Genomic DNA, 20,289 nt, shown 5'->3' on the forward strand with positions numbered 1-20,289 from the left:
CTGTCGAATTCGTGATTGATCTTTGGCAAAGCCCGCGCGGTGTTTATTGGACATTGCTCGTTTCATAATCGCTGTATGACAGAAAACGTGAATGCGGATCCGGCCGAACTGGCCAAGTTTTCAGAGCTCGCGCATCGCTGGTGGGATTTGGAAAGCGAATTCCGCCCGCTGCATGAAATCAATCCATTGCGCCTGGAATGGATTGACGGTATTGCACCTATTTCGCAGCGCCGCGTGCTCGATATCGGCTGCGGCGGCGGCATCCTGGCCGATTCGATGGCGCGCAAGGGGGCCGACGTGCTGGGTATCGACCTCGCGGGCAAGGCGCTCAAGGTTGCGCAGCTGCATGCGCTCGAGGCCGGCACCCGCGGCGTGAAGTACCGTGAGATCAGCGCAGAGGCGCTGGCAGCTGAGCAGCCGGGCAGCTTCGACGTCGTCACCTGCATGGAGATGCTTGAGCACGTGCCGCAGCCGGCCTCGGTGATCCAGGCCTGTGCCACGCTGGTCAAGCCGGGTGGTTGGGTGTTCTTCTCGACGATCAACCGCAGCCTGAAGTCCTTCATGCTGGCGATCGTGGGCGCCGAGTATGTCCTCGGCATGCTGCCGCGCGGGACCCATGAATATGCGAAGCTGATCCGTCCGAGCGAACTGGCCGGCTACTGTCGCGCGGCGGGCCTTGACCTGCGGCACACCCGCGGCATGGAACACAACCCCCTGACCCGGCGCTACTGGCTCAGCGGCGACACCAGCGTCAACTATATGTTCGCCACGCAGAAGCCGGCCGAACTGAAATCGGAATCGCAAGGATGATGGGCATCGAGACGAAAGCCGTGCTGTTCGACCTCGACGGCACGCTGATTGACAGCGCGCCCGATCTGGGCGCCGCAGCCGACAAGATGCGCACTGATCGCGGCCTCGATTCGTACCCGCTGGAGCGTTACCGTCCCATGGCTGGTGCGGGCGCGCGCGGCATGCTCGGCGTGGCGTTCGGCATCACGCCAGAATCGCCGGAGTTTCCTGAGCTGCGCGAAGAGTTCTTCGTGACCTACGAGCGCCGCATGCTGCTCAACACGCAGGTGTTCGATGGCGTCCAAGCGCTCATCGAGGCGCTGCGCGAGCGCGGCCTCTTGTGGGGTGTCGTCACCAACAAGTCGATGCGCTTCACCGATCCGCTGACGCGCGCCATTCCGCTTTTCGCGAGTGCGGGCGCGGTTGTGAGCGGCGACACCACGCCGTTTGCCAAGCCGCATCCCGAGCCCTTGCATGAAGCTGCGCGCCGGCTTGGCGTGGCATCGCGGGCATGCATCTATGTCGGCGACGACGAGCGCGACATCATCGCGGGCCGCGCTGCAGGCATGCGCACGGTCGCAGCCACCTACGGCTACATGGGGACACAGGCCGATTCGGCACTCTGGCAGGCCGATGCTTCAATCTCTTCGCCCCTTGAGCTCTTGAAGTTACTCAATAGCGCCTAAAATGGGTTGCTTGGGGCTGCACTGGTTTCGACGTGGGTTCGGAGTCGCAGCGGGGCATGTCGAGCTGAATGCGCTCGTAAAACAGATTCAAACAAACTAACTGCAAACGACGAACGTTTCGCACTCGCTGCTTAATTGCCAGTGAGCCTTGCAACAGTTGGCCGATGGGCTGGGCAAGGGGGTCTGGAGCAATCCTGACCTCCCGGCTGCAAGGATAATTACATGGGCTGGCTCCGATCCGGGTACCTTGGGTCGGGGCGAGAAAATAGGGTGCTGGCGTCCGGTTTAGCGTGTGACTGCGCGACTCCGGAAGCGAGACTTAAATCAGATCACTAAACATGTAGAACTGCGCGATGAAGGCTTGCGGACGGGGGTTCAAATCCCCCCAGCTCCACCATATTGCTATAACCTGTTGATTTTCATGGTAAAAACATGAAATGACAGGTGCCAAGGGGTATCACGTGAGGTATCACGATGCCAGCTCCTTGGCTCATAGCCCGCACCAGCGGACTTTACTGTCGGGTCTTTGTCCCGGCTGACTTACGCACCCATATCGGGCAGCGCTTTCTGGTTCGTTCACTTGGCAGCAGGGACAGGGATCACGCCCGCCTGTTGGCCGCCCGTTATGCTCTGGCCATAGGCGACTTGTATCGTCAGTTGCGCAGGGAGCTTGCAATGCCAGAACCGAAGGTCGAAGACATCATCAAGGCGATCCAGTCCGGGGGCACGCGCGACCTCATTCGTATGGGCAAGATGACCTTGCCAAATGGCGCTGTCATCGAAGGGCTGGAAGTCGATACTGAGGATGAGTTGGAATCGGTGGTTAAGCATGCCAGTGCTGCCGCACCCACACCCGCGTCCGGACCCTATCGGATGTTTCCTGCCTATGGTGTGCTGGTGTCCGAGAGAGCCAAGCAGTATTGCGAACACCTCAGCGACACGCATGACAAATATCAGGCAGCTACCAAGCGGGTGTTGCAAATGTTGGTTGATATTTGTGGCGACCATGCCCCGGATGACTACGATGCAGATGCAATCGATTATTTTGAGTCTCGTATCAAATTTTTGCCACTGAACCCCGATAAGGTCAAGGCTCATCGGGAGCGTTGGGTCGGTAGAAACTTTGCCCAGATCGCCAATGACGTGGAGCTTTTAGGTGGCGTAAAGACCATCGGCGACACCACCATTAAAGGACACTTCCAGCGTCTGGCCTCGTTCTTCAAGTTCTGTTACGAGCGGCGCTACATGGGACAGCCCTCGCCAGTTGCAGCGCGAGCAAAGAAGGAAGTGAGCGTCAACCCGGATGTTCCCGTGCGGTTGGGATTCTCCAAAGAGGAGTTAGCGGTCATCTTTGACCCGACAAACTATCAGTCGCGCACACTCCCGCATTCTTTCTGGCCGCCGTTGATGGCCCTATATACCGGCGCCCGATGCAACGAAATCGCCCAGCTCTACCTAGACGACATCGTGAACGATGATCCTCTGCATCCGGAGCGCTGGCGCATCATGATCCGCATTGGTCCGGGCAGGACTGACCAGCGCCTTAAAACTAAATATAGCAATCGCTCGATCCCCATTCACCACCGGCTTATCGACTTGGGTTTTATCGACTACCTCAACGATGTTCGTGCCTTGGGCTTTGAGCGGGTATTTCCGTCTCTGCGTTGGACGAAGGCAGCCGGTTATGGCGATACCGTTTCTGACATGTTCAGCCCTTACCTGCGCGACAAGGTCAAGATCACAGACCCCTTAAAGGTGTTCCACAGCTTTCGGCACTACTTCTGCAATCAGGCGAACAACCTGACCCAATATGATCAAGCTCGCATCTTTGACCTGACCGGTCACAAGCGGGAAGGGGTGTTCAACCTCAGCTATGCCAAAGAACTTTTTTGGGAGACCAAGTTGGCCATTCTGAATGACATCCCGCTGCCGACCCTCACATTGCCGGCTTACACGCCGGGCACGTTCACCAAAGAGTTGCAAGCCACGAAGGAGCGACTGAGGTCAATGTCAAACGCCAGCGAAGCGATCAAGGACAGCCATGCCAAGGTTCGCCGCGGTGCCGAGAAAAAAATTGTGCCGCTGGCCAGCAAAATCCAAGAAGGTGGACCAAAGCCTTTTAGCATCAAGGCAACCAGGAAACGGGTAGCACGTCCCAGCGGTGGCTGACAATGACTGTTTTCATAGCACTGCATTGCAGCTTTGATGCTCTTGTACACCGTATTAGTTTATTTTGTGGGCTGGCTGGCCACGTGCCAGCGACCCGCGCGAAGATAGAAAAGACCAAGAAATGCCATTTTTAGACTGGGTGAATAAGAACCAAGCAAAGGAGACCACCCGGGAGGTGCCTTATCACTTGCTCAAACAGGAGTCCATCCACGGGGACGTGAGCGGAGCCAATGCCGATAACCTGCTGATTCAGGGCGACAACCTGCTGGCGCTCAAAGCCCTGATTCCGTTCTATGCGGGCCGGGTCAAGTGCATTTTCATTGACCCGCCCTACAACACCCAAAGCGCGTTTGAGCACTACGACGACAAGCTGGAACATAGCCAATGGCTGTCGATGATGTATCCACGGCTGGTCTTGCTTAGAGAGCTTTTGAGTAAGGACGGCTTCATCATCTTCCACATCGACGATGCGGAGAGCCATTACGCCAAGGTCTTGATGGATGAGGTTTTTGGTCGTTCAAATTACCAAACCTCAATTTACGTCCAAGTGAGATATACGTCTAAGACGTTGAAATCTGACATGGCGTATCACAAACAAATTGAACAGGCGCTGGTCTATCGGCATTCTTGGGGCGCCAAGCCCTATAAACCGTCTATTCAGACAGAGGGCTTTGAAAAATTCAATTTTGACATCACAGAATTGGCGCAGGGCCGCGAGACCGTCCTTGGCGGTAAGGCCGTCACGATTTTTCGACCGGGCGAGTATGAAATCAAGAAAGTCGCAGGCCATGTCGATGGTTTGAAGGAGATATGGGCAACGGGCTCAATTCTTGATGGGAATTCATCGGGAAGATTTTTTCGAGATTACTTGGCCGGTCGATTTGAGGCGGATGGCGCAGGTGCCCTCTACAAGGTGGCAGACATCGGTGACGACGGGCTGGGTTACCGGTATCTGACCGGACCAAAGAAGGCCTCAGCGACCAAGGGCAAGTATTTTCAGGGTGTCCCGATGGAGAAGCGCAGCTTGGATGTCCAAGAAGCAGAGATACCCATAGAGAATTTTTACGATTTCTCGCCACAGTTCGGAAATTGTCGCAACGAAGGGGGGGTCGATTTTCGATCAGGCAAAAAGCCTGAGGCCTATGTCAAGAAGATGCTGGACTTGTTCTCAAAACCGGGTGACCTTGTGATGGACTCGTTCTTGGGGTCTGGCTCAACAGCAGCGGTGGCCCACAAGACCGGGCGTGGATACATCGGCATTGAGCAAGGTGAGCAGGCGCGCACCCATTGCATCCCACGTCTTATGACCGTCATTTCAGGCGACAGAACTGGTGTGGGTGCGGAAGTCGAGTGGAGCGGCGGTGGCGGTTTCCGTTTTTGTACTTTGGGCGAGCCAGCCTTTGACGAACAGGGCCGCATCAGCGCCACAGTGCAGTTCGCCACACTGGCCGCGTATGTATGGCACTTTGAGACTGGTGAACCTGGTCATCAGGTGTTCGACAAGCCGCTGCTGGGTGTCAACAACGGCACGGCCTTTTACCTGCTTTACAACGGTATCTTGGGCGACCGCCGACCGGCAGGTGGCAACGTCCTGACGCATGCCGTGCTGCAAGCCATCAACGAGATATTCCCCCATTCCGGGCCGAAGGTGGTCTATGGCGAAATGTCGCGGCTGGGTGCATCGCGCCTTGCCGCCGAAGGCATCACCTTCAAGCAGATTCCCTACGACGTGAAGATGCGTTGACCAGCAAGAAAACTAGAACCATGCTGACCCTCAAAACCTACCAACAGAGTGCCCTCGCGGTGCTCACCCAGTTCCTGACCGACACCCGTAGCAAGCCCGTGCCGGATGCATACGCCACGATCCTCGCAGGCCAGGACCGCGCGGGCGAGACCTACCAAGCGCTGTTTGGCGACGTTCCATGCGTGTGCCTGCGCGTGCCCACCGGGGGCGGCAAGACCATCATGGCGGCGCACGCCGTGGCTATGGCGGGCAAGGCAGTGCTGGACAGCGATGCGCCCATTGCCTTGTGGCTCACGCCCTCGGACACCATCCGCACCCAGACCCTCGAAGCACTGGCCGATGCACGCCACCCCTACCGGCAGGCACTGGCCCAATACTTTGGCGACCGGGTGCAGGTGTGCGACCTGGAAAGTCTGCAAACCATCAGTCCGCACGACGTTGGCAAGGCTGCCATCGTCATCGTTGCCACCATCCAGTCGTTCAACGTGACCGACACCGCTAAGCGCAACGTGTATTCGTTTTTCGAGGAGCTGGCGCCCCACTTCGACAACCTGCCGCCGCACCTCACCGCTGGCTTGGAGAAGGTGACCGAGACCGACTTGCTGACTCAGCCTTATCTGACGGCAAAGGACGTGGGTCGCGTGAAGTATTCAGTCGCCAACTGGATGCACTTGCAACAGCCTATCGTCATAGTGGACGAAGCCCACAACAACCGCACGGATCGCTTTTTCAAGTCGCTGGGGCGGGTCAATCCGAGCTGCGTCATCGAGATGACTGCCACCCCGGTGCCGGGTAACAACGTGCTGTATCACGTCGCCGCCGCCGAGCTGAAAGCAGAGCAGATGATCAAGCTGCCCATCGTGCTGGCCGAGCATCCGCAGGGCTGGCGCGAGTGCCTGCGAGATGCCGTGCTGACCCGTGACCGTTTGGAACTGACTGCGCAGCGAGAGCCTGATTACCTTCGGCCAATTGCCTTGGTGCAGGCCATGCCGATCAATGGAGAGGCAACTGTGGCTGTGGTGCGCCAACACCTGATCGAGCAGGAGCGCGTCCCCGAGGAACAGATCGCCGTGGCGACAGGCACCCAGAAAGAACTGGACGGCATCAACCTGTTTGACCCCGCATGCCCCATCCGCTATGTCATCACCGTGGAGGCTTTGAAAGAGGGCTGGGATTGTTCATTCGCCTACGTGCTGGCCAGCCTGCAATCGGTCAACTCGTCTAAGGACGTGGAACAGTTGTTAGGCCGGGTGTTGCGCATGCCGTATGCCAAAAACCGGACGCAGGATGCGCTAAACCGAGCCTATGCCCACATCGTGGCCGACAACTTCGCGCAGGCAGCCGCAACCCTCAAAGACCGCATGGTGCAGAACATGGGTTTCGAGAGACTGGAAACTGCTTCGCTGATCATCCCTCAGCAGGCGCTGCCGTTGGTTGGTGGCGCGGGCGGTGCACCCGCCGCAGGCCGTGCGGGTGGCGCGGCCACGCCTGCTTTTCCAGATTGCCACATCGAGCTGCCACAGGCACCTGATACGCAGCACTGGCCCGAGGAATTGAAGCAGGCCGTTCGAGTCATGCAAACCACGCAGGGTGTAACAGTCCTGCTTAACGGTGAGGTTAGCAGCGAGATGCTGGCGCAAGCCGAGGCGTTCATCAGCAACGCCATGCCCGTCAAGGCCCGCGACAAGGTCAAGGAGCAGTTCGACGCCCATCGGGCAGTACGACAAGCTACGCGTGCCCCGGCGCAGTTAGGATTGGACTTTGCCGCCATTCCCCAACTCTGTCTGAGCTTGGACGGCCACCTTGAAGTGGTGGAGCGGGAAACGCTGTCCAGCTTGGGAGATTGGAGTCTGCTCGACCAGCCGGTGCAGCTTGCCGGGTTCGGCATCACCGAGACCGTCAATTCCTTCGAGATTGACGTGAACGGGGAAAAAGTGAAGTGGCGCCACATTGACGCGCAGCAGCTTTTGCTGAATGAAACCATCAGCCACACCAGCCAGCAAGACCTGGTTCGGTGGCTCGATGTCGAGGTGCGTCAGAGCGACATCGGGCAGGCGCAGATGCAGGCATATTTGGTCAAGATAGTGACCCACCTTACCGCCGAGCGCGGTTTCACCCTGACTTCATTGGTTCGCGCTCGCTTCCAATTGGCGCAGGCCTTAGACAAGGAAATTGGCCGAGTGCGCGGCGTGGCCATGGCCCGAGGTTTTCAAGGCCGACTGATGGACATGGCAGTGCCGGGCGTCGCGGAGTTGGCGCATTTCAGCTTCCATTACCAGCCGGGCCAATACCCGGCGCGCCAGTTGTATCAGGGCAGCTATGAGTTTTCAAAGCACTTCTACCCGGTGATTCATGACTTGCGCGAAAAGACGCAGGCGGGGCAAGTCGCAGAAGAGTTCCGCTGTGCGCAGGCCATTGACGCTCACCCTAAGGTCAAGCAGTGGGTGCGCAATATCGAGCGGCAGGAAAAATTCTCGTTCTGGCTGCCAACCGCTACGGATTACTTTTATCCCGACTTTGTGGCCGAGCTGACCGACGGCCGTGTGCTGGCTGTGGAATACAAGGGCGAACCCTACAAGACCAACGACGATTCGCGCGAGAAGCAGCAGGTTGGGCATCAATGGGAGCAATCCAGTGATGGGCGTTGCCTGTTTCTGTTTGCTGTCGAGCGCGACGAAGTGGGCCGCGACGTGTTTCGGCAGCTCGATCACAAACTGGCGTAGTTTGCAGGCGGGCTATTGAAGTCATCAATACGACTGGGAGGTCGAAATGTCCAACAAGCGTATCGGACGGTTATTGCGCCCCTATTTGGATAAGGCGCGAGATTCTGCGCTCCTAGCGATTGAGGTCTACAACAAGCCAGCCGTCAAGTTTCGGAGTTCGGGCTACATCGCATTGATGGTCATTGCCTGGACCGCGCTGATGCATGCGGTCTTCATTCGGAAAGGGGTTAAGCCCTATCACAAAAACGCGCAAGGCAAGTATCAGGAAGTGGATGGCGACTTCCGGCACTGGGAACTTTCCACATGCGTTGCCGAGTATTGGAAGGCCCAGCCTAATCACCCTGTGCGCAGCAACGTAGAGTTCTTTATTCCGTTGCGAAACAAGATCGAGCATCGGCATCTTCCCGAGCTGGATACCGCGATTTTTGGGGAATGCCAAGCTCTGCTGCTCAATTTTGACGAACTGTTGGGAGAGCATTTCGGCCCGGCACAACAACTGCGCGAGAGCCTTTCGTTTTCTCTGCAATTGTTTCCAAGTGGTGAGTCGTTCGCCCAAGCAGTCAAAGCCAACAAGCAACTCGCTGATGTCAAAAAGTTTATTGATGACTATCGCGGGATGATATCCACGCAGGTAATGGGGAGCAGCCAATTCGCCTTCAAGGCATTTTTGATCCAGGTTGCCAATCACCAATCCAATGATGCCTTGCCGATTCAGTTCTTTCATCGCGACAAACTTACAGATGCTCAACGGCAGGAGTTTGATAAGTTTGCGGTGATGATCAAATCGAAGGACGGCACCATTGTGAATGGTGGGTTACTCAAACCCGCAGTCGTGGTGTCGATGGTTCAAGCTGAGCTTGGCAATCCCAAGGTGATGCGCCCAACCGGAGAAACAAACAAGTTCAACCTGAACACGCATTCACTGTTCTGGAAGCGCTACAAGGTAAGACCTGCCGGTGGCTCAAAAAAGCCAGCAGACACCGTGAAGGAGTATTGCGTCTATGACGAGCCGCACAAAGACTATCTATACACAGCCGCTTGGGTCAAATTCTTGATTGAGAAAATGCAAGTTGCTGGTGAGTATGAGGGACTGTTTCAGCCACAGGTTGCAGTCGTAGGCGTCAAGAACAAAAGCTGATGGCGCATTTTCTCAGTATGGGATGCGGCTGCCAAAGGGGCGTACCGTAAACGATCTTGGTTGCGGAGATGGGCGCACCGTGCAGGGTGTTGTTTTCATGACTTATTGACGAATAAAAATTAAGGGGGTCAAGCGTGCCAAAACGCGCACGACCTTGACCTTTATTTTAAAATTCAACCTGCCCGTGAGATTCAGTGTCTGAACAGAATCAGACCTCCTCAGCGTCCCGGCAACGAGGTGATGCAACACCGACAAGTTGGGGAATCGGGCCGATAGTTAAGACACTGGCGGAATTGCGCCGCCCGCGAAGCAAACGGCTATTCGTAGCCGAAGGGGCTTTCATCGAGTGGTGGAAGTGCACCTGTCCGGTTTGCCCGCGTTACCCGGGGGTATGCACACCCGCACGGAGCTTTCGGAGGCGATCCCATTGCCGGGTGGTAATGGAGGAGTGGCCGAAATGACGGATTCCTAGCGATGCTTGACAGCGTGAAGCGCTGTCGCATGCGGGAGTTTGTCGTGTCCTACATCGCCAAGTGCGCCAACGAGCGCAGCCGTTTTTCCCATAAAAAATCCCCCGTTGCCGCAGTAGCCGCAGCCGCCCCATCCCCCTTCAACGCCCGTGGCGTGGTGGAGTCGCCCCAATTCGTTTTGGTGCGTCCTGATGTCGCCACGGGCGAAATCAGCATCACGGTCCGCGCGCACTGCGTTAGCAAAGGTCGCTGGATTGCTGCCGCCGCGTGGGGTAGCCTGAGCCAGCACCTGCCCTTTGACGGCACGTTCCCGAACCGCTGGGCCACCGAGTTCAAGAGCCTCAGCGAAGCCGTGGAGCACGCGACCAATCTGGCACTGCGCCAGATCAACGAGCAACTAGGCAAACTGGTGAACACCAAGGCGTGGCGCGGCAAGGTCGATGCCGTTACCGCCTGGGCTGTGGATGCGATCCGCCACACCCGCCAGCATGACGAAACCCTGCCATTGCGTGGCCTGCGTGTCATTGACCTGTGTGCCGGTGGCGTGGGCGGCTTCGGCATGGGCCTGACCAGTCTGGGCGCTCAGGTGCTGTTGGCTTGCGAAATCGACCCAGACGCCCGCTCGATCTATCTGCAAAACGTCAAGCCCGCCAAGATGCACGCGGACCTGTGCACGTTGGACGGCACTAAGCTGACTTGCGACATCCTGACGCTGGGCCTGCTGTGCCAGGCATTCTCACAGGCGGGCAAACGCAAGGGCTTTGCCGACCCCGTGCTGGCCGAGGTCTACCGCCACACCAAACGCCTTTTGCGCGAAATCCAGGCCCGTGTGGTCATCATCGAATGCGCCCGCCAGTTCCTCACGCAAGACGGCGGCAAGGACGCCGCCGAAGTGCGCGAACTGCTGATGCAAAGTGGCTACCGCGTGCAGCACCGCACGCTAAATGCCGCAGGCTTCGGTGTGGCCCAAAGCCGCGAGCGCTCCTTCATTGTGGGCATCCGTCTGGACATCGCCACCGACGACATCCTGGGTTACGTGTTCCCTACCGAGCAAGAGCCAACTGCTGTGGTTGCGGACATCCTCGAACCCGGCATCACGCACACCATCGACCAAAGCCAGATCGTGTTGCACCGCACGGTGCCGACCAAACGTCGCACCACGCTGGCCGAGGTGGGCTTGCTCAAAACCGTCGACACCCAGCAGGTGCGCGACTGCCAGGGCTATCGCGTCTACGACCCCAAAGGCTTAGGTCCGAGCCTCACCGCTTCGGGGGGCGGTCGCGCGAGCCGGACAGGGGCGTTTCTGGTCAACGGCCATGCCCGTGGCCTGACACCCCGTGAGGCCTACCGCATGCAGGGTATGCCGGAATGGGCGGCACACCACAACACCACCGGCCACGCCCTCAAACACGCAGGCAATGCTGTCGCTGTGCCGGTGGCCCGCGAGCTGGCACGCCAGCTCGGTGTCATCTTGGGCCGTCGCCCCTGAAAACAGATCCCGGTGGGTGCATCCGCACCTGCCAACCGGATTGCGTTTTCAGGGCGGCGCAACCCGGACGTCTTCACGCCCGTATTACGGAGAAATCAATGGGTAAATCATCCAACAAGCGCAAGGCAGCGCGGCAGTCTGTCGTGCTGGTAAACGAGTGCAGCAAGGGCGGAATCACCGTTCGAGCAACGCGCGCCTTTCCACCGGAGCTTACGCTTCTGGTTCTTCATGCATTCCGCCATTTCATCAATGACCGAACCGGAGAGGGCATGCAACTGGTCGTAGAGCTGCAATCCCACGGCTACGACTTTTTTGACTTCACGATGGCCTCAACCACAAACCCCCAGTTGGGCGATTCAGACCCTCTGAGTTGGGCGTGGGCGGCCGCCAGCAGGTCGTCGCTTCTGTGGCTTACAGCAAATTGCCTCAACAGAGGTCGGATTGACCTACGTTTCTTTGTGATTCTTCCTCACCAGCTTGAATTGGTTGAGAAATATTCCGAGCGGTTCCGACTCGGCGCGGAAGTGTTCGCCCTGTTGGCAGGCTATTTGGTAAGCATTGGCGATGTGGATTGCTATGACGACATTTTTGAAGCCGCAATACCGCGTGCGTGTGCGATCTTCAAAGGCGTGAGGGCTGAAACAAAAGCTAATGAGGAGCGTGCGACGTTGACTGAAAACACGCCCGACGTGTCGCAGTCAACACCGTCGCAAACCGCCGCCGCTGGTCGCCTTTGAGCCCACATTCAAGGAGAAATTTATGGATAACCAAAAACCGAAACAGTCCCGCGCTGAAATCAACAAGCGCGTCTGGCGTGCTGTGGATGCGGCATTTGAAAACGACGTGGCCACCTTGGAGCAAGTTGTTTTGACCCGTGCTCAGGCCAACTGGGTAACGCCCAACCGGCAGGGCCAGTCCCTGCTCTGCTGTGCCGTCATCAAGAAATCGACCGAGGCAATACATTGGCTTTTAGAAAAAGGGGCTGATCCGAACACGCTATTCGAAGGTAAACGACGCATCAGTCCCGCAGACGCTACGGATTGGCCAGTTTATGAATCACCCTTCGCAGGGGCGATTCGCATGCGGGACGTGGGGGTTATTGCAGCGTTTCTTGACCATGGTGCCTTGTTGTCCCTCCCCCACAACTACTTTCTCTCGTTTCATGGGGGGGCCAATTGTGGCAATTTGCTCAATGCCACGGGTCTCGCACAGGAGGTCACTGCTTTTCGGGAAGCAAAACAACTGGCGCAATCCACCCCACCGGGCTTGCAGGTGTCGTCAGCGACCGCCCGCCGCCTTTAACCACCCATTAAGGAAAACGACATGAGACACAGTAAGAAGACCCTCGCGCTTTTGGCGCGTTATCCAACGCTTGAAGATTGGATCATCAACAACCTGTCGGCAGATCAGCTCCATGCCCTTATGAACGCACCGATGTGGGAGGTCGCCTTCGGGGATAGCCACCCGCTCACCAGCCAGCGGCTGGGCGTTGAGCTTTGGCGGGCATACTGGGATCAGGTGGTGTTTGAACTGGAATGCCTGCTGGGAGAAGACGAAGACCACGCCATTGCTCCTACTGGTTGCGACCGCAATGCCTACTTCCACGAGTCGGTCTGCTTTGCCATCGGCAATTACGCCCGTGAGCAAGACGAGCTGATGGACGGGGTGATCGAACGACAAAAGCAAGAAATCGCCCAAGCCATGGCGGCTGTGCCAATGGAGCAGGCCGCAAGTCGCCCCCGGCTATGACGATTAGCAACCTGAAATTCAATACACAAGGCCGGACACTCCCCGGCCTTTTTGCTGGGCGTTCCGCAACCGTTTTAGTTTAAGTACACGATGGCACGAAGTGTCAAGGCGCAACCCCGCATGCCGCGCGCGCCGCTTTTTACGCCCAAAAATCGACCTCGTAGAACGGCCTACAAGCGTTTTATTCAGAGGGAATAAGGGGTAGGCCTTGACTTCCGGGAGCAGCTTTGAGAGGCATAGAGGGGACGGTAAGCAGCCAGCTATGTTCTTCCCCGGTTTAGGACCGGCTCAGAACGCTGGGTCTGCGACCCAAGAAACCCCAATCGAGACCCATGCCATGCCCCGCCCGCTCAAATCCAGCCGCGATCTGCGCCAACGCTTCGACCTCTATCTGGATGTTGCCGAGGTAGAGCAAATCCGCGCCAACGCCCACGCCGCCCGCCTGCCCATGTCCACGTTCGTTCGGCGCGTGGCGTTGCGTCAGCAGATCGAGCTACCGCCATCAGCGGGCAATCTTGCCCGCTGGCAGGAGTTGGCACCCCTGGCGTCCAATCTGAACCAGATTGCGCGCGCCTGCAACGCGGGTTTTTTGCCGGAGGGGATTTACCCTGCCGTCAACGACCTTGCCGAGCAGGTGCGCCTTTTGCGCCTGGAGCTTCTGGACTGCAACGCGAGCGGCGCAAAGCGCAGGAGGGCTGTGTGAGAAAAATAACCCGACGATTCAGCCATTCATTCGTTCAGTTTTTTGCCTGGAAGAGCCATCGACTGATAGGGGGCACCACCGGACCGCACACGACCCAAAGGGATGCTCTTCAAGCCTTGCACCAAAGACGCATGCTTCAAACCCGAGAAATCCCAGACCCTCATGCCGACTTCGTGCTCTGTCGTGAAGTAGCCGAATCGGACCCGAACGATGACGAATGGCTGGAAATTGCTCTGAGTGTCATGGACCGCATCGGCGCGGCGGACGCGATGTGGTGGGCGTTTGTCAGTAGCTATGAGAACGAACGTTCCAAGCTTCACATTTATGCCTTGCTGATTGACTCCACAGGGAAGCCGGTTGCAACGCGGCGACACCACTGGGCGAGCTTGAACGCAGACGGCAGTAGACGGGAGCGAGTTCCGAAAGAATTATGGCTAGCGCTGAATGGCCGTGGTGATGCCAATTGATTGGCAAGATCGCACCGAATGGCAAGGGAGCAAGAGGCCTTGCGAGTTACCTGCTGCGCCGTGGGCGCGGCAGGATCATTGCAGGCACCATGGCCGGGTTCACCCCGCGCGAACTGTCGCGGGAGTTCGGCGCGCTGCGCCGCCTCAATCCCAATCTGACCAAGGCGGTTGCGCACCTGATGCTCAGCCCGGCACCGGGCGACCCACCCCTGACCGATGCCCAGTGGCAGGCCATTGCCGAGCGATACGCCGAGGCCATGGGCTACGCCAAAACCGCGTGGTGCGGCGTGGTGCACAACGACACCGACCACCAGCACCTGCACATCATTGCCTGTCGCATCGACATCCACGGCAAAACCATTTCGGATGCCAACAGCTATCGCAAGTCAGAGGCCATTGTCCGGAGGCTTGAACGCGACTTCGGGCTTGTGGCCGTTGCAAGTCCTACCGGCATCAAGCGCAAGTCGCAGCCATCCCCCAAAACATCAACAACCATCGAGGAGCCCAGCACCATGACCGACAGCCTTACACCGTCCCAACCGTCCACTCCCCCCAACCCCTTCGACCCATCCGATTCTCAGCACGCCACCTGGCCCGAACCTTTCGAGCCGGGGCGCGATGTGGCAGAGCTGGCCCTTGTGTCTTCCACGCCCACCATCGTGATGCCGGGTGCCAGCCCCGCCGAGATGCTGACGGACTCCAAACGGCGCGACATGCGCCGGGCGCTGGTCGAAGCGGACTACGCGCAGCGGATGCAGACCATTCTGGGCGATGACCTGACCCGTGTTTACAAACACGCGCAAGGCGCAATACTGTATTTCAGGCAGCCGGGCCGTATCTCCGATCAGGGCGACAGGCTCACCGTGCTGGGTGGCATGGAAGAAAAACTGGCCGCCCAACGCATCGTCGCTCTGGCATGCGAGAAACGATGGGAAACCATAAGTTTCACCGGCAGTGCCAGCTTTGTGGAACGCGCCATGCGCGAGGCATTGAAGCAGCACCTGACCGTGGTCGCCAGAAGCCAGGCGCAGGCGACGATTCTGGCGAAGGTAATGGCAGAACGACAAGGGGGTATGGGCACTGCGGCAGGGCCAGCGATTCTGCCACCGGGGGCCGTTGCAGGCGATGAGGACATCCTTGCACCGCTCGATGAGCTGGATGACCTCCCGCTACCAGCGCCCTGGTCGAAACCGACCAAGGCGCAGACACCCACTCAGCCCGTGGCGGTGCCACCGGCTGCCCCCGCTGTGCCCGCATCCCCCAACGAGCTGCCCAAGACGCCACCCGTCGGCGTATTGCCCCGGTTCCTGAATCTGCGCGAACGCTTGCAAGACCGGCGCGACCGGACGCCGCAGACGGCGCCGAAGCAGTCGCCCGCCCAGCCACCCAAGCGCTCGGCCCCATGAGCTTTCAGGATAGAAGCCCCCGATGCGCGCGACACAAGGGGGCGTACCGTAAACCACGATGGTTTATATCAACCCAACACAGGAGGATGACATGAGCAGCAAAATCACAAAAAACGCCACCGCAAAGCCAGCCAAAGAGGGCACGGCCTACATCAGCTTCAACCGGGACGAATGGGCAGCCCTGCAAAAACTGGGGTTCCGCGAACGTTGGGCCTACGCGCAACTGAAATGGCTGGCCAACTTCAAGACCGGCATGGTGGGCAACTTCCGCAAGCAGCGCCTGAGCTATCAGGACATTGCCAGTCTGGTTACCGCGCCCGGCATTCAGGGCCGGGGCATGGGCAACATCGACGACACCCAGGCCGCTGACTTCCTGCCGCGACTGGCAGCCGTGGGCCTGCTGGTGCAGCACCCTAACCGGCCCAATGGCGGTTTGCTGTTGGAGTTGCCACTGTCCCCGATCAACCGCAAGCCCATGGCGCTGGCCATCCCGGCACCCGTGCAAAGTATTTCCCCGAACCAGCCTGGTCGCCAGGAGTCTATTTCCCCGGACGACGAGGTGCCGCCATTCGATGAAATCGCAATGGCCACGCCGGTTTGCGACGATGCAGAGCCCTCTCTATCAGTATTGGCTTTAACAAAGTTAAAGAACAATACTGTGGAACAACCCCCGGCTTGCGCCGAGGTTGTTCCACTCAGCCGCGCCACTGGCGCGGCTGCCGCTCTGGAAAATCCCGCATCGCAGCCACAGGCTGCGGCGCCGCTGACCGCGCGCCAAATCCAGCACGCCGTATCCGGCGACTGGACATTCACCCAAACCGATTCGCCCGAGGCTTTGGCGCTGTATGCGTCCTGGGCAGAGGCGGGCATCAACCTGGACGACCTGCATGGCGCCATGACCAGCCTGGGTGAAGACCCGGATCGCCCCGAGCCGACACCAGCCAACCTCAAATCCCGGCTCTGGCCCAAGGTGGTGAATGCGTGGGAGCGCCAGTTGGCGGCTTGACCCCGGAGACCGACCAGCGGCCCAGACATTCGGGCCGCTTTTTGGGAAGGTATCCCGATTGCAGGCAATCAGCGCCACATCGCGCCATCGGGAGGGGCCATGGACATCCGGCAACAGATCACGGACGAGATCGTTGCGGCCATGGAGGCAGGTCCGCCGCCATGGCGCAAGAGCTGGGAATCGGGCGGCGGTCTGAACTTCAATGCCAGCAGCGGGCAGGCCTACAAGGGGATCAATCAGCTCATTTTGGCCATCTCCCCAGCCGCGGCCAGTGGGGATGTTCGCTGGCTCACCTACAAGCAAGCCGAGGGCATGGGCGTGCAGGTGCGCAAGGGCGAGAAGGGCACGCGGATCGTCAAAATGGTGGAGGTCAACCGGGGGCAGGCCACAAAGGAGGCAAATACAGGTGGCGAGGTGCTGGCCGAGGACGGCAGCAAGGCGCTGGTGATGAAGGCATATACCGTATTCAACGCCAGCCAGATCGACGGCATGGCACCCATGCCGGTGCGAGAGTGCAATGTCTCCTGCGCAGACGCCGTGGAGCAGATCATTTTTGGTTTGCAGAACACGGGCCTCAAAGTCAACTTCGGGCAGGGGTTCCAGCCCTGCTACATCCCGCGCACCGATGAGGTCAGGTGCCCACCGGCCAGTGAGTTTGACAGCTTGGAGGACTTCCACGCCACCCTCTTGCATGAGAGCGCCGGGCATGGCAGCCAGGCCATGAAGCGATTGGCCATGATGTCGTCGGATGTCCCACGATTTGGCTCTGCCGAATACGCGCGGCTTGAACTTGTGGCCGAGCTGGTGTCGGCACAGCTTGGTGCCCAGCTCGGGCTACCCATGGGGCCGTCGCTCATTGCCTCGCATGCCGGATACCTGGCGAGCTGGTTGCAAGTGCTCAAAGATGACAAGAACGAGATTTTCAAGGCGGCGGCGAACGCGCAAAAGATTTGCGATTACGTCAGCAAACTGGCGGTAGAGGCGCAGCCGCTGGTGGTCAAGGATGCCGTGGCCGACCCAGTGGCCGAGTCGATTGTTCTGGCGCGGACAGCCAGGCTGTGCATGTGACTTGCGGACGGCGGTTCAAATCCGTAAAACACACTTGAACTCAATTACTTCTAATTGCTTGCTCGGGTGTCCAGCATTGCCTGGCCATTCGGTGATACCTCGGGTATCATGCGAGGTATCGTTTTGGGGGATTTTTCGGTAATTGTCCCGAAAAATATTATTCAAAAACAACCACTTGAAGCAATATGGTGGAGAATCCCCCCAGCTTCACCGAAGGCGATCCCCGCTGAGACGTTCCCTGCGTTATCAGGCTCCGGGACTCAGTAGCACTGAAACAAAACACCCTGCTCCGCAGGCGCCTTGCCAAGCCAACGCGGCGTCTTGCTTCGCGCGTCGCAATAGTCCGAGGCTTGAACGTAGGTCATGGCACGCAGTACGCCTTCGCGAACTTGCGTCACCTCGTTGGGGGGGGTCGAGCAGCCGGTGAGGACCAGGGCAAGCGGAAGCAGTGTGCGCCAATTCATCGGGGCATTCTAAGTAAGACCACCGGGATCGTTCGAACTCCGCCCGCGGTCGGGATAGAGATACTTGAAGTACTTACCGGACTGGCCGAACAATTGCCGCGCCAGTAGCACCGGATCTTCGCCCTTGTGCTTTTCGTAGAGCACGGGCCCCCAGATGATGAAGCCGTCGATGCTGAGGCTCCTCGGGGAAGGCTCGATGGCCTTCCATGCATGCGCAAACTTCGAGATCCAGGCCAGCGCTTCCTTGAGCGCATGATTGGGCGGGGTGGTTGTTTCCTCGGGCAGAGACATGGCGGCATCCTTTGTTAAAAGACTGTACAAATATACAGTAGACTATGCCCATGAAGACATCGTTTTTTCCACCCATCCGAATTTCTCCTTGACGGGTAAACCGTCCCCCGCTGGTCAACCTGTGCGGGGGCCTTGATGCATGCCAAGCAGATAGGCTTTCAAGCCCAGCCTCACAGCTGGGCTTTTTTTATGCGCGGTTCGCGAGGCCCTGTGCAAGCCCGCTTTTTTTCGCCGGAACGCGGGGCTATAGTCGGCCAGCACTGTCACATTGCAGTCACTGCAGTTTCCAGCTGCCTGCCCAGATCCCGATAAGGACGCCCGTGCCGGATTCCCTGACTTCCGAGTTGACCAGCTATTACGACACGGTGCCCTATGACTCGCATCCGTTTCCACAGTCAGCGATGGAGCATCTGGAAGCCTTGGCATTTCTCTTCGGGCTCGATGCTCCGCCTCCCGCGAAGGCCCGTGTGCTGGAGCTCGGCTGCGCGGCCGGCGGCAACCTGATTCCCTTTGCGGCACGCCACCCCGAGGCGCGTGCAATCGGCATCGATCTGTCGCCAGTGCAGGTGGCGCAAGGTGCGGCGGCCATCGGGCGCGCCGGGCTGTCGAACATCGAACTCAAGGCTTTCAACCTTGCGGACATCGACGCTTCGTTCGGCCAGTTCGACTACATCGTCTGCCACGGCGTCTACAGCTGGGTGCCAGGCCCGGTGCAGGACGCGATCCTGCGCATCTGCTCCGAAAATCTCGCACCCACCGGCGTGGCCTACGTGAGCTACAACGTGTACCCGGGCTGGAAGGCGCGCGAGATCGTGCGCGACGCGATGATCCTGCGCGGCGGTCCGCGCGACACGCCGGAAGAAAAACTGTCTTACGCACGCGGCATGCTCGACTTTCTCGAGCAGTCGGCCCGTGCCGACAGCGTGCTCAAGAAGACGCTCGAAGAGGCGATGCCGATCGTGCGTAACGCCAACAGTTCGTACCTGCTGCACGAGTTTCTCGAGCCCTGCAACGCGCCGTGCTATTTCAAAGAGTTCGTGGCGCGAGCTGATGCCCACGGACTCGCCTATTTGTGTGATGCGGAGCCGTCCACGATGTTCGTGCAGAACTACGGCGACAAGGTGCGCGATCCGCTGCTGCGCGAATGCGGTGGTAGCCAGATCATGATGGAGCAGTACCTCGATTTCCTGGTCAATCGCACCTTCCGCCAGACCCTTCTGGTCAAGCAGACGCAAGCGGCGCACATCCGCTACAAGCTGGACCCCGCGCGCATCCGCTCGCTCGAATTCGCCGGCATCTTCAGGGCCGACGACGGTGGGGCGCTCACGCTCGATGCCCGCGAGCAGCCCTGCAGCGCAATGCGAGGCCTGAAGGTCACGCTGCGGTTGCCCGTGCACAAGGCGGTGGCGCAGTTGCTCGACACGCGTTATCCGGCATCGATCTCTGCGTCGGCCCTCATCGAGGCCGCCTCCGGGCTCACGGGTCAGCCGCAGGCCGCCATCGAATCTGCCGCGATGGCGATGCTCGAGGAGCTGCTGATCCTCGGCGCCCTGCGCATCCGACGCACGCCGGTGTTCGCGGCCGACGTGGTCTCCGGTTTGCCGCAAGCGCTGTCCGCGGTGCGAGGCGCTTCGGGTCTTGCGTCGGGCGTCGGCGCCACTGCCAACACCTGCAATCAGTGGCACGAGCCCGTGGTGTTGACGCTGCTCGAACAAAGCCTGCTGCCGCTGCTCGACGGCACGCACTCGCACGACGCGCTGGCCGAGCACCTCGAAGCGGAGGTTCGAAGCGATCGCCTGCGCTTCGTCAAGGACGACAAGCCGCTGACCGATCCGTCGGCAGTCAGGGAATTCGCCCGCCAGCAAGTCTCGCTGGCGCTCGACGGCCTGCGCCGCAAGGCGCTGCTCACGGGCTGACCCGTACGTAC

The 20,289-nt window shown here is 59.1% G+C and carries 17 protein-coding genes and 1 other RNA gene; 17 read left to right on the plus strand and 1 reads right to left on the minus strand.

The features are described from left to right. Positions 1–75 precede the first annotated feature (75 nt). The 16 genes from ubiG to BLV60_RS04030 all read left to right on the plus strand — a co-directional run bounded on the left by ubiG (position 76) and on the right by BLV60_RS04030 (position 17,607). On the plus strand, positions 76–810 hold the full coding sequence (ubiG, locus tag BLV60_RS03965) for a bifunctional 2-polyprenyl-6-hydroxyphenol methylase/3-demethylubiquinol 3-O-methyltransferase UbiG (protein ID WP_093050125.1): 735 nt from the start codon (positions 76–78) through the stop codon (positions 808–810). Next, the gene (locus BLV60_RS03970) at positions 807–1,475 is read left to right on the plus strand and encodes an HAD family hydrolase (protein ID WP_176928701.1); all 669 of its coding nucleotides are present in this window, start codon (positions 807–809) and stop codon (positions 1,473–1,475) included. Before ubiG ends, BLV60_RS03970 begins: the two co-directional genes overlap by 4 nt. A gap of 12 nt (positions 1,476–1,487) precedes the next feature. Next, positions 1,488–1,872, plus strand: a transfer-messenger RNA (tmRNA) gene (ssrA, locus tag BLV60_RS03975). A 77-nt stretch (positions 1,873–1,949) separates the two neighbouring features. After that, the gene (locus BLV60_RS03980) at positions 1,950–3,644 is read left to right on the plus strand and encodes a site-specific integrase (RefSeq protein ID WP_093050131.1); all 1,695 of its coding nucleotides are present in this window, start codon (positions 1,950–1,952) and stop codon (positions 3,642–3,644) included. Between the two features lie 121 nt (positions 3,645–3,765). Beyond that, positions 3,766–5,388, plus strand: coding sequence for a site-specific DNA-methyltransferase (locus BLV60_RS03985; RefSeq protein WP_093050134.1), 1,623 nt, complete (start codon positions 3,766–3,768; stop codon positions 5,386–5,388). A 20-nt stretch (positions 5,389–5,408) separates the two neighbouring features. Then, positions 5,409–8,111, plus strand: coding sequence for a DEAD/DEAH box helicase (locus BLV60_RS03990; protein ID WP_093050425.1), 2,703 nt, complete (start codon positions 5,409–5,411; stop codon positions 8,109–8,111). A 46-nt stretch (positions 8,112–8,157) separates the two neighbouring features. Further along, positions 8,158–9,249, plus strand: a complete 1,092-nt coding sequence (locus tag BLV60_RS03995; protein ID WP_093050137.1) for a DUF3644 domain-containing protein — start codon at positions 8,158–8,160, stop codon at positions 9,247–9,249. A gap of 516 nt (positions 9,250–9,765) precedes the next feature. After that, entirely contained in the window at positions 9,766–11,208 is a 1,443-nt protein-coding gene (locus BLV60_RS04000; protein ID WP_176928702.1) for a DNA cytosine methyltransferase, read from the plus strand. Between the two features lie 98 nt (positions 11,209–11,306). Next, entirely contained in the window at positions 11,307–11,945 is a 639-nt protein-coding gene (locus BLV60_RS04005) for a hypothetical protein (protein ID WP_143042535.1), read from the plus strand. A 22-nt stretch (positions 11,946–11,967) separates the two neighbouring features. Beyond that, the gene (locus BLV60_RS33900; protein ID WP_143042536.1) at positions 11,968–12,510 is read left to right on the plus strand and encodes a hypothetical protein; all 543 of its coding nucleotides are present in this window, start codon (positions 11,968–11,970) and stop codon (positions 12,508–12,510) included. A gap of 21 nt (positions 12,511–12,531) precedes the next feature. Beyond that, positions 12,532–12,957: a hypothetical protein gene (locus BLV60_RS04010; protein ID WP_093050146.1), complete on the plus strand. Its 426-nt coding sequence runs from the start codon at positions 12,532–12,534 to the stop codon at positions 12,955–12,957. Positions 12,958–13,294: 337 nt separating this feature from the next. After that, positions 13,295–13,660, plus strand: a complete 366-nt coding sequence (locus tag BLV60_RS04015) for a plasmid mobilization protein (protein ID WP_176928703.1) — start codon at positions 13,295–13,297, stop codon at positions 13,658–13,660. 131 nt (positions 13,661–13,791) lie between these two features. Continuing rightward, positions 13,792–14,127, plus strand: a complete 336-nt coding sequence (locus BLV60_RS33905; protein WP_143042537.1) for a hypothetical protein — start codon at positions 13,792–13,794, stop codon at positions 14,125–14,127. Continuing rightward, positions 14,124–15,533 carry a relaxase/mobilization nuclease domain-containing protein gene (locus tag BLV60_RS04020; protein WP_143042538.1) on the plus strand — a complete coding sequence of 470 codons (1,410 nt, stop codon included), beginning with the start codon at positions 14,124–14,126 and terminating at the stop codon, positions 15,531–15,533. Before BLV60_RS33905 ends, BLV60_RS04020 begins: the two co-directional genes overlap by 4 nt. 91 nt (positions 15,534–15,624) lie before the next feature. Further along, positions 15,625–16,539, plus strand: coding sequence for a hypothetical protein (locus tag BLV60_RS04025; protein ID WP_093050155.1), 915 nt, complete (start codon positions 15,625–15,627; stop codon positions 16,537–16,539). A 99-nt stretch (positions 16,540–16,638) separates the two neighbouring features. Next, on the plus strand, positions 16,639–17,607 hold the full coding sequence (locus BLV60_RS04030; RefSeq protein ID WP_093050158.1) for an ArdC family protein: 969 nt from the start codon (positions 16,639–16,641) through the stop codon (positions 17,605–17,607). 473 nt (positions 17,608–18,080) lie between these two features. Here the strand turns inward: BLV60_RS04030 and BLV60_RS04040 are convergent, their stop codons facing one another. Then, positions 18,081–18,362, minus strand: a complete 282-nt coding sequence (locus BLV60_RS04040) for a hypothetical protein (RefSeq protein WP_093050166.1) — start codon at positions 18,360–18,362, stop codon at positions 18,081–18,083. A 320-nt stretch (positions 18,363–18,682) separates the two neighbouring features. Between BLV60_RS04040 and BLV60_RS04045 the strand changes: the two genes are divergently transcribed. Next, entirely contained in the window at positions 18,683–20,278 is a 1,596-nt protein-coding gene (locus tag BLV60_RS04045) for a class I SAM-dependent methyltransferase (protein WP_093050169.1), read from the plus strand. Positions 20,279–20,289 lie beyond the last annotated feature (11 nt).

The sequence above is a fragment of the Variovorax sp. YR634 genome, assembly GCF_900106655.1.
Lineage (GTDB): Bacteria > Pseudomonadota > Gammaproteobacteria > Burkholderiales > Burkholderiaceae_C > Variovorax.

Bases quoted from the DNA above. Each gene is read 5' to 3' on its own strand.
- BLV60_RS03980 (WP_093050131.1), top strand. From the start codon at position 1,950: ATGCCAGCTCCTTGGCTCATAGCCCGCACCAGCGGACTTTACTGTCGG.
- BLV60_RS04040 (WP_093050166.1), bottom strand. From the start codon at position 18,362: ATGTCTCTGCCCGAGGAAACAACCACCCCGCCCAATCATGCGCTCAAG.
- ubiG (WP_093050125.1), top strand. From the start codon at position 76: ATGACAGAAAACGTGAATGCGGATCCGGCCGAACTGGCCAAGTTTTCA.
- BLV60_RS03990 (WP_093050425.1), top strand. From the start codon at position 5,409: ATGCTGACCCTCAAAACCTACCAACAGAGTGCCCTCGCGGTGCTCACC.
- BLV60_RS33900 (WP_143042536.1), top strand. From the start codon at position 11,968: ATGGATAACCAAAAACCGAAACAGTCCCGCGCTGAAATCAACAAGCGC.
- BLV60_RS03995 (WP_093050137.1), top strand. From the start codon at position 8,158: ATGTCCAACAAGCGTATCGGACGGTTATTGCGCCCCTATTTGGATAAG.
- BLV60_RS03970 (WP_176928701.1), top strand. From the start codon at position 807: ATGATGGGCATCGAGACGAAAGCCGTGCTGTTCGACCTCGACGGCACG.
- BLV60_RS04025 (WP_093050155.1), top strand. From the start codon at position 15,625: ATGAGCAGCAAAATCACAAAAAACGCCACCGCAAAGCCAGCCAAAGAG.
- BLV60_RS04010 (WP_093050146.1), top strand. From the start codon at position 12,532: ATGAGACACAGTAAGAAGACCCTCGCGCTTTTGGCGCGTTATCCAACG.
- BLV60_RS33905 (WP_143042537.1), top strand. From the start codon at position 13,792: ATGCTTCAAACCCGAGAAATCCCAGACCCTCATGCCGACTTCGTGCTC.
- BLV60_RS04005 (WP_143042535.1), top strand. From the start codon at position 11,307: ATGGGTAAATCATCCAACAAGCGCAAGGCAGCGCGGCAGTCTGTCGTG.
- BLV60_RS04015 (WP_176928703.1), top strand. From the start codon at position 13,295: ATGCCCCGCCCGCTCAAATCCAGCCGCGATCTGCGCCAACGCTTCGAC.
- BLV60_RS03985 (WP_093050134.1), top strand. From the start codon at position 3,766: ATGCCATTTTTAGACTGGGTGAATAAGAACCAAGCAAAGGAGACCACC.
- BLV60_RS04030 (WP_093050158.1), top strand. From the start codon at position 16,639: ATGGACATCCGGCAACAGATCACGGACGAGATCGTTGCGGCCATGGAG.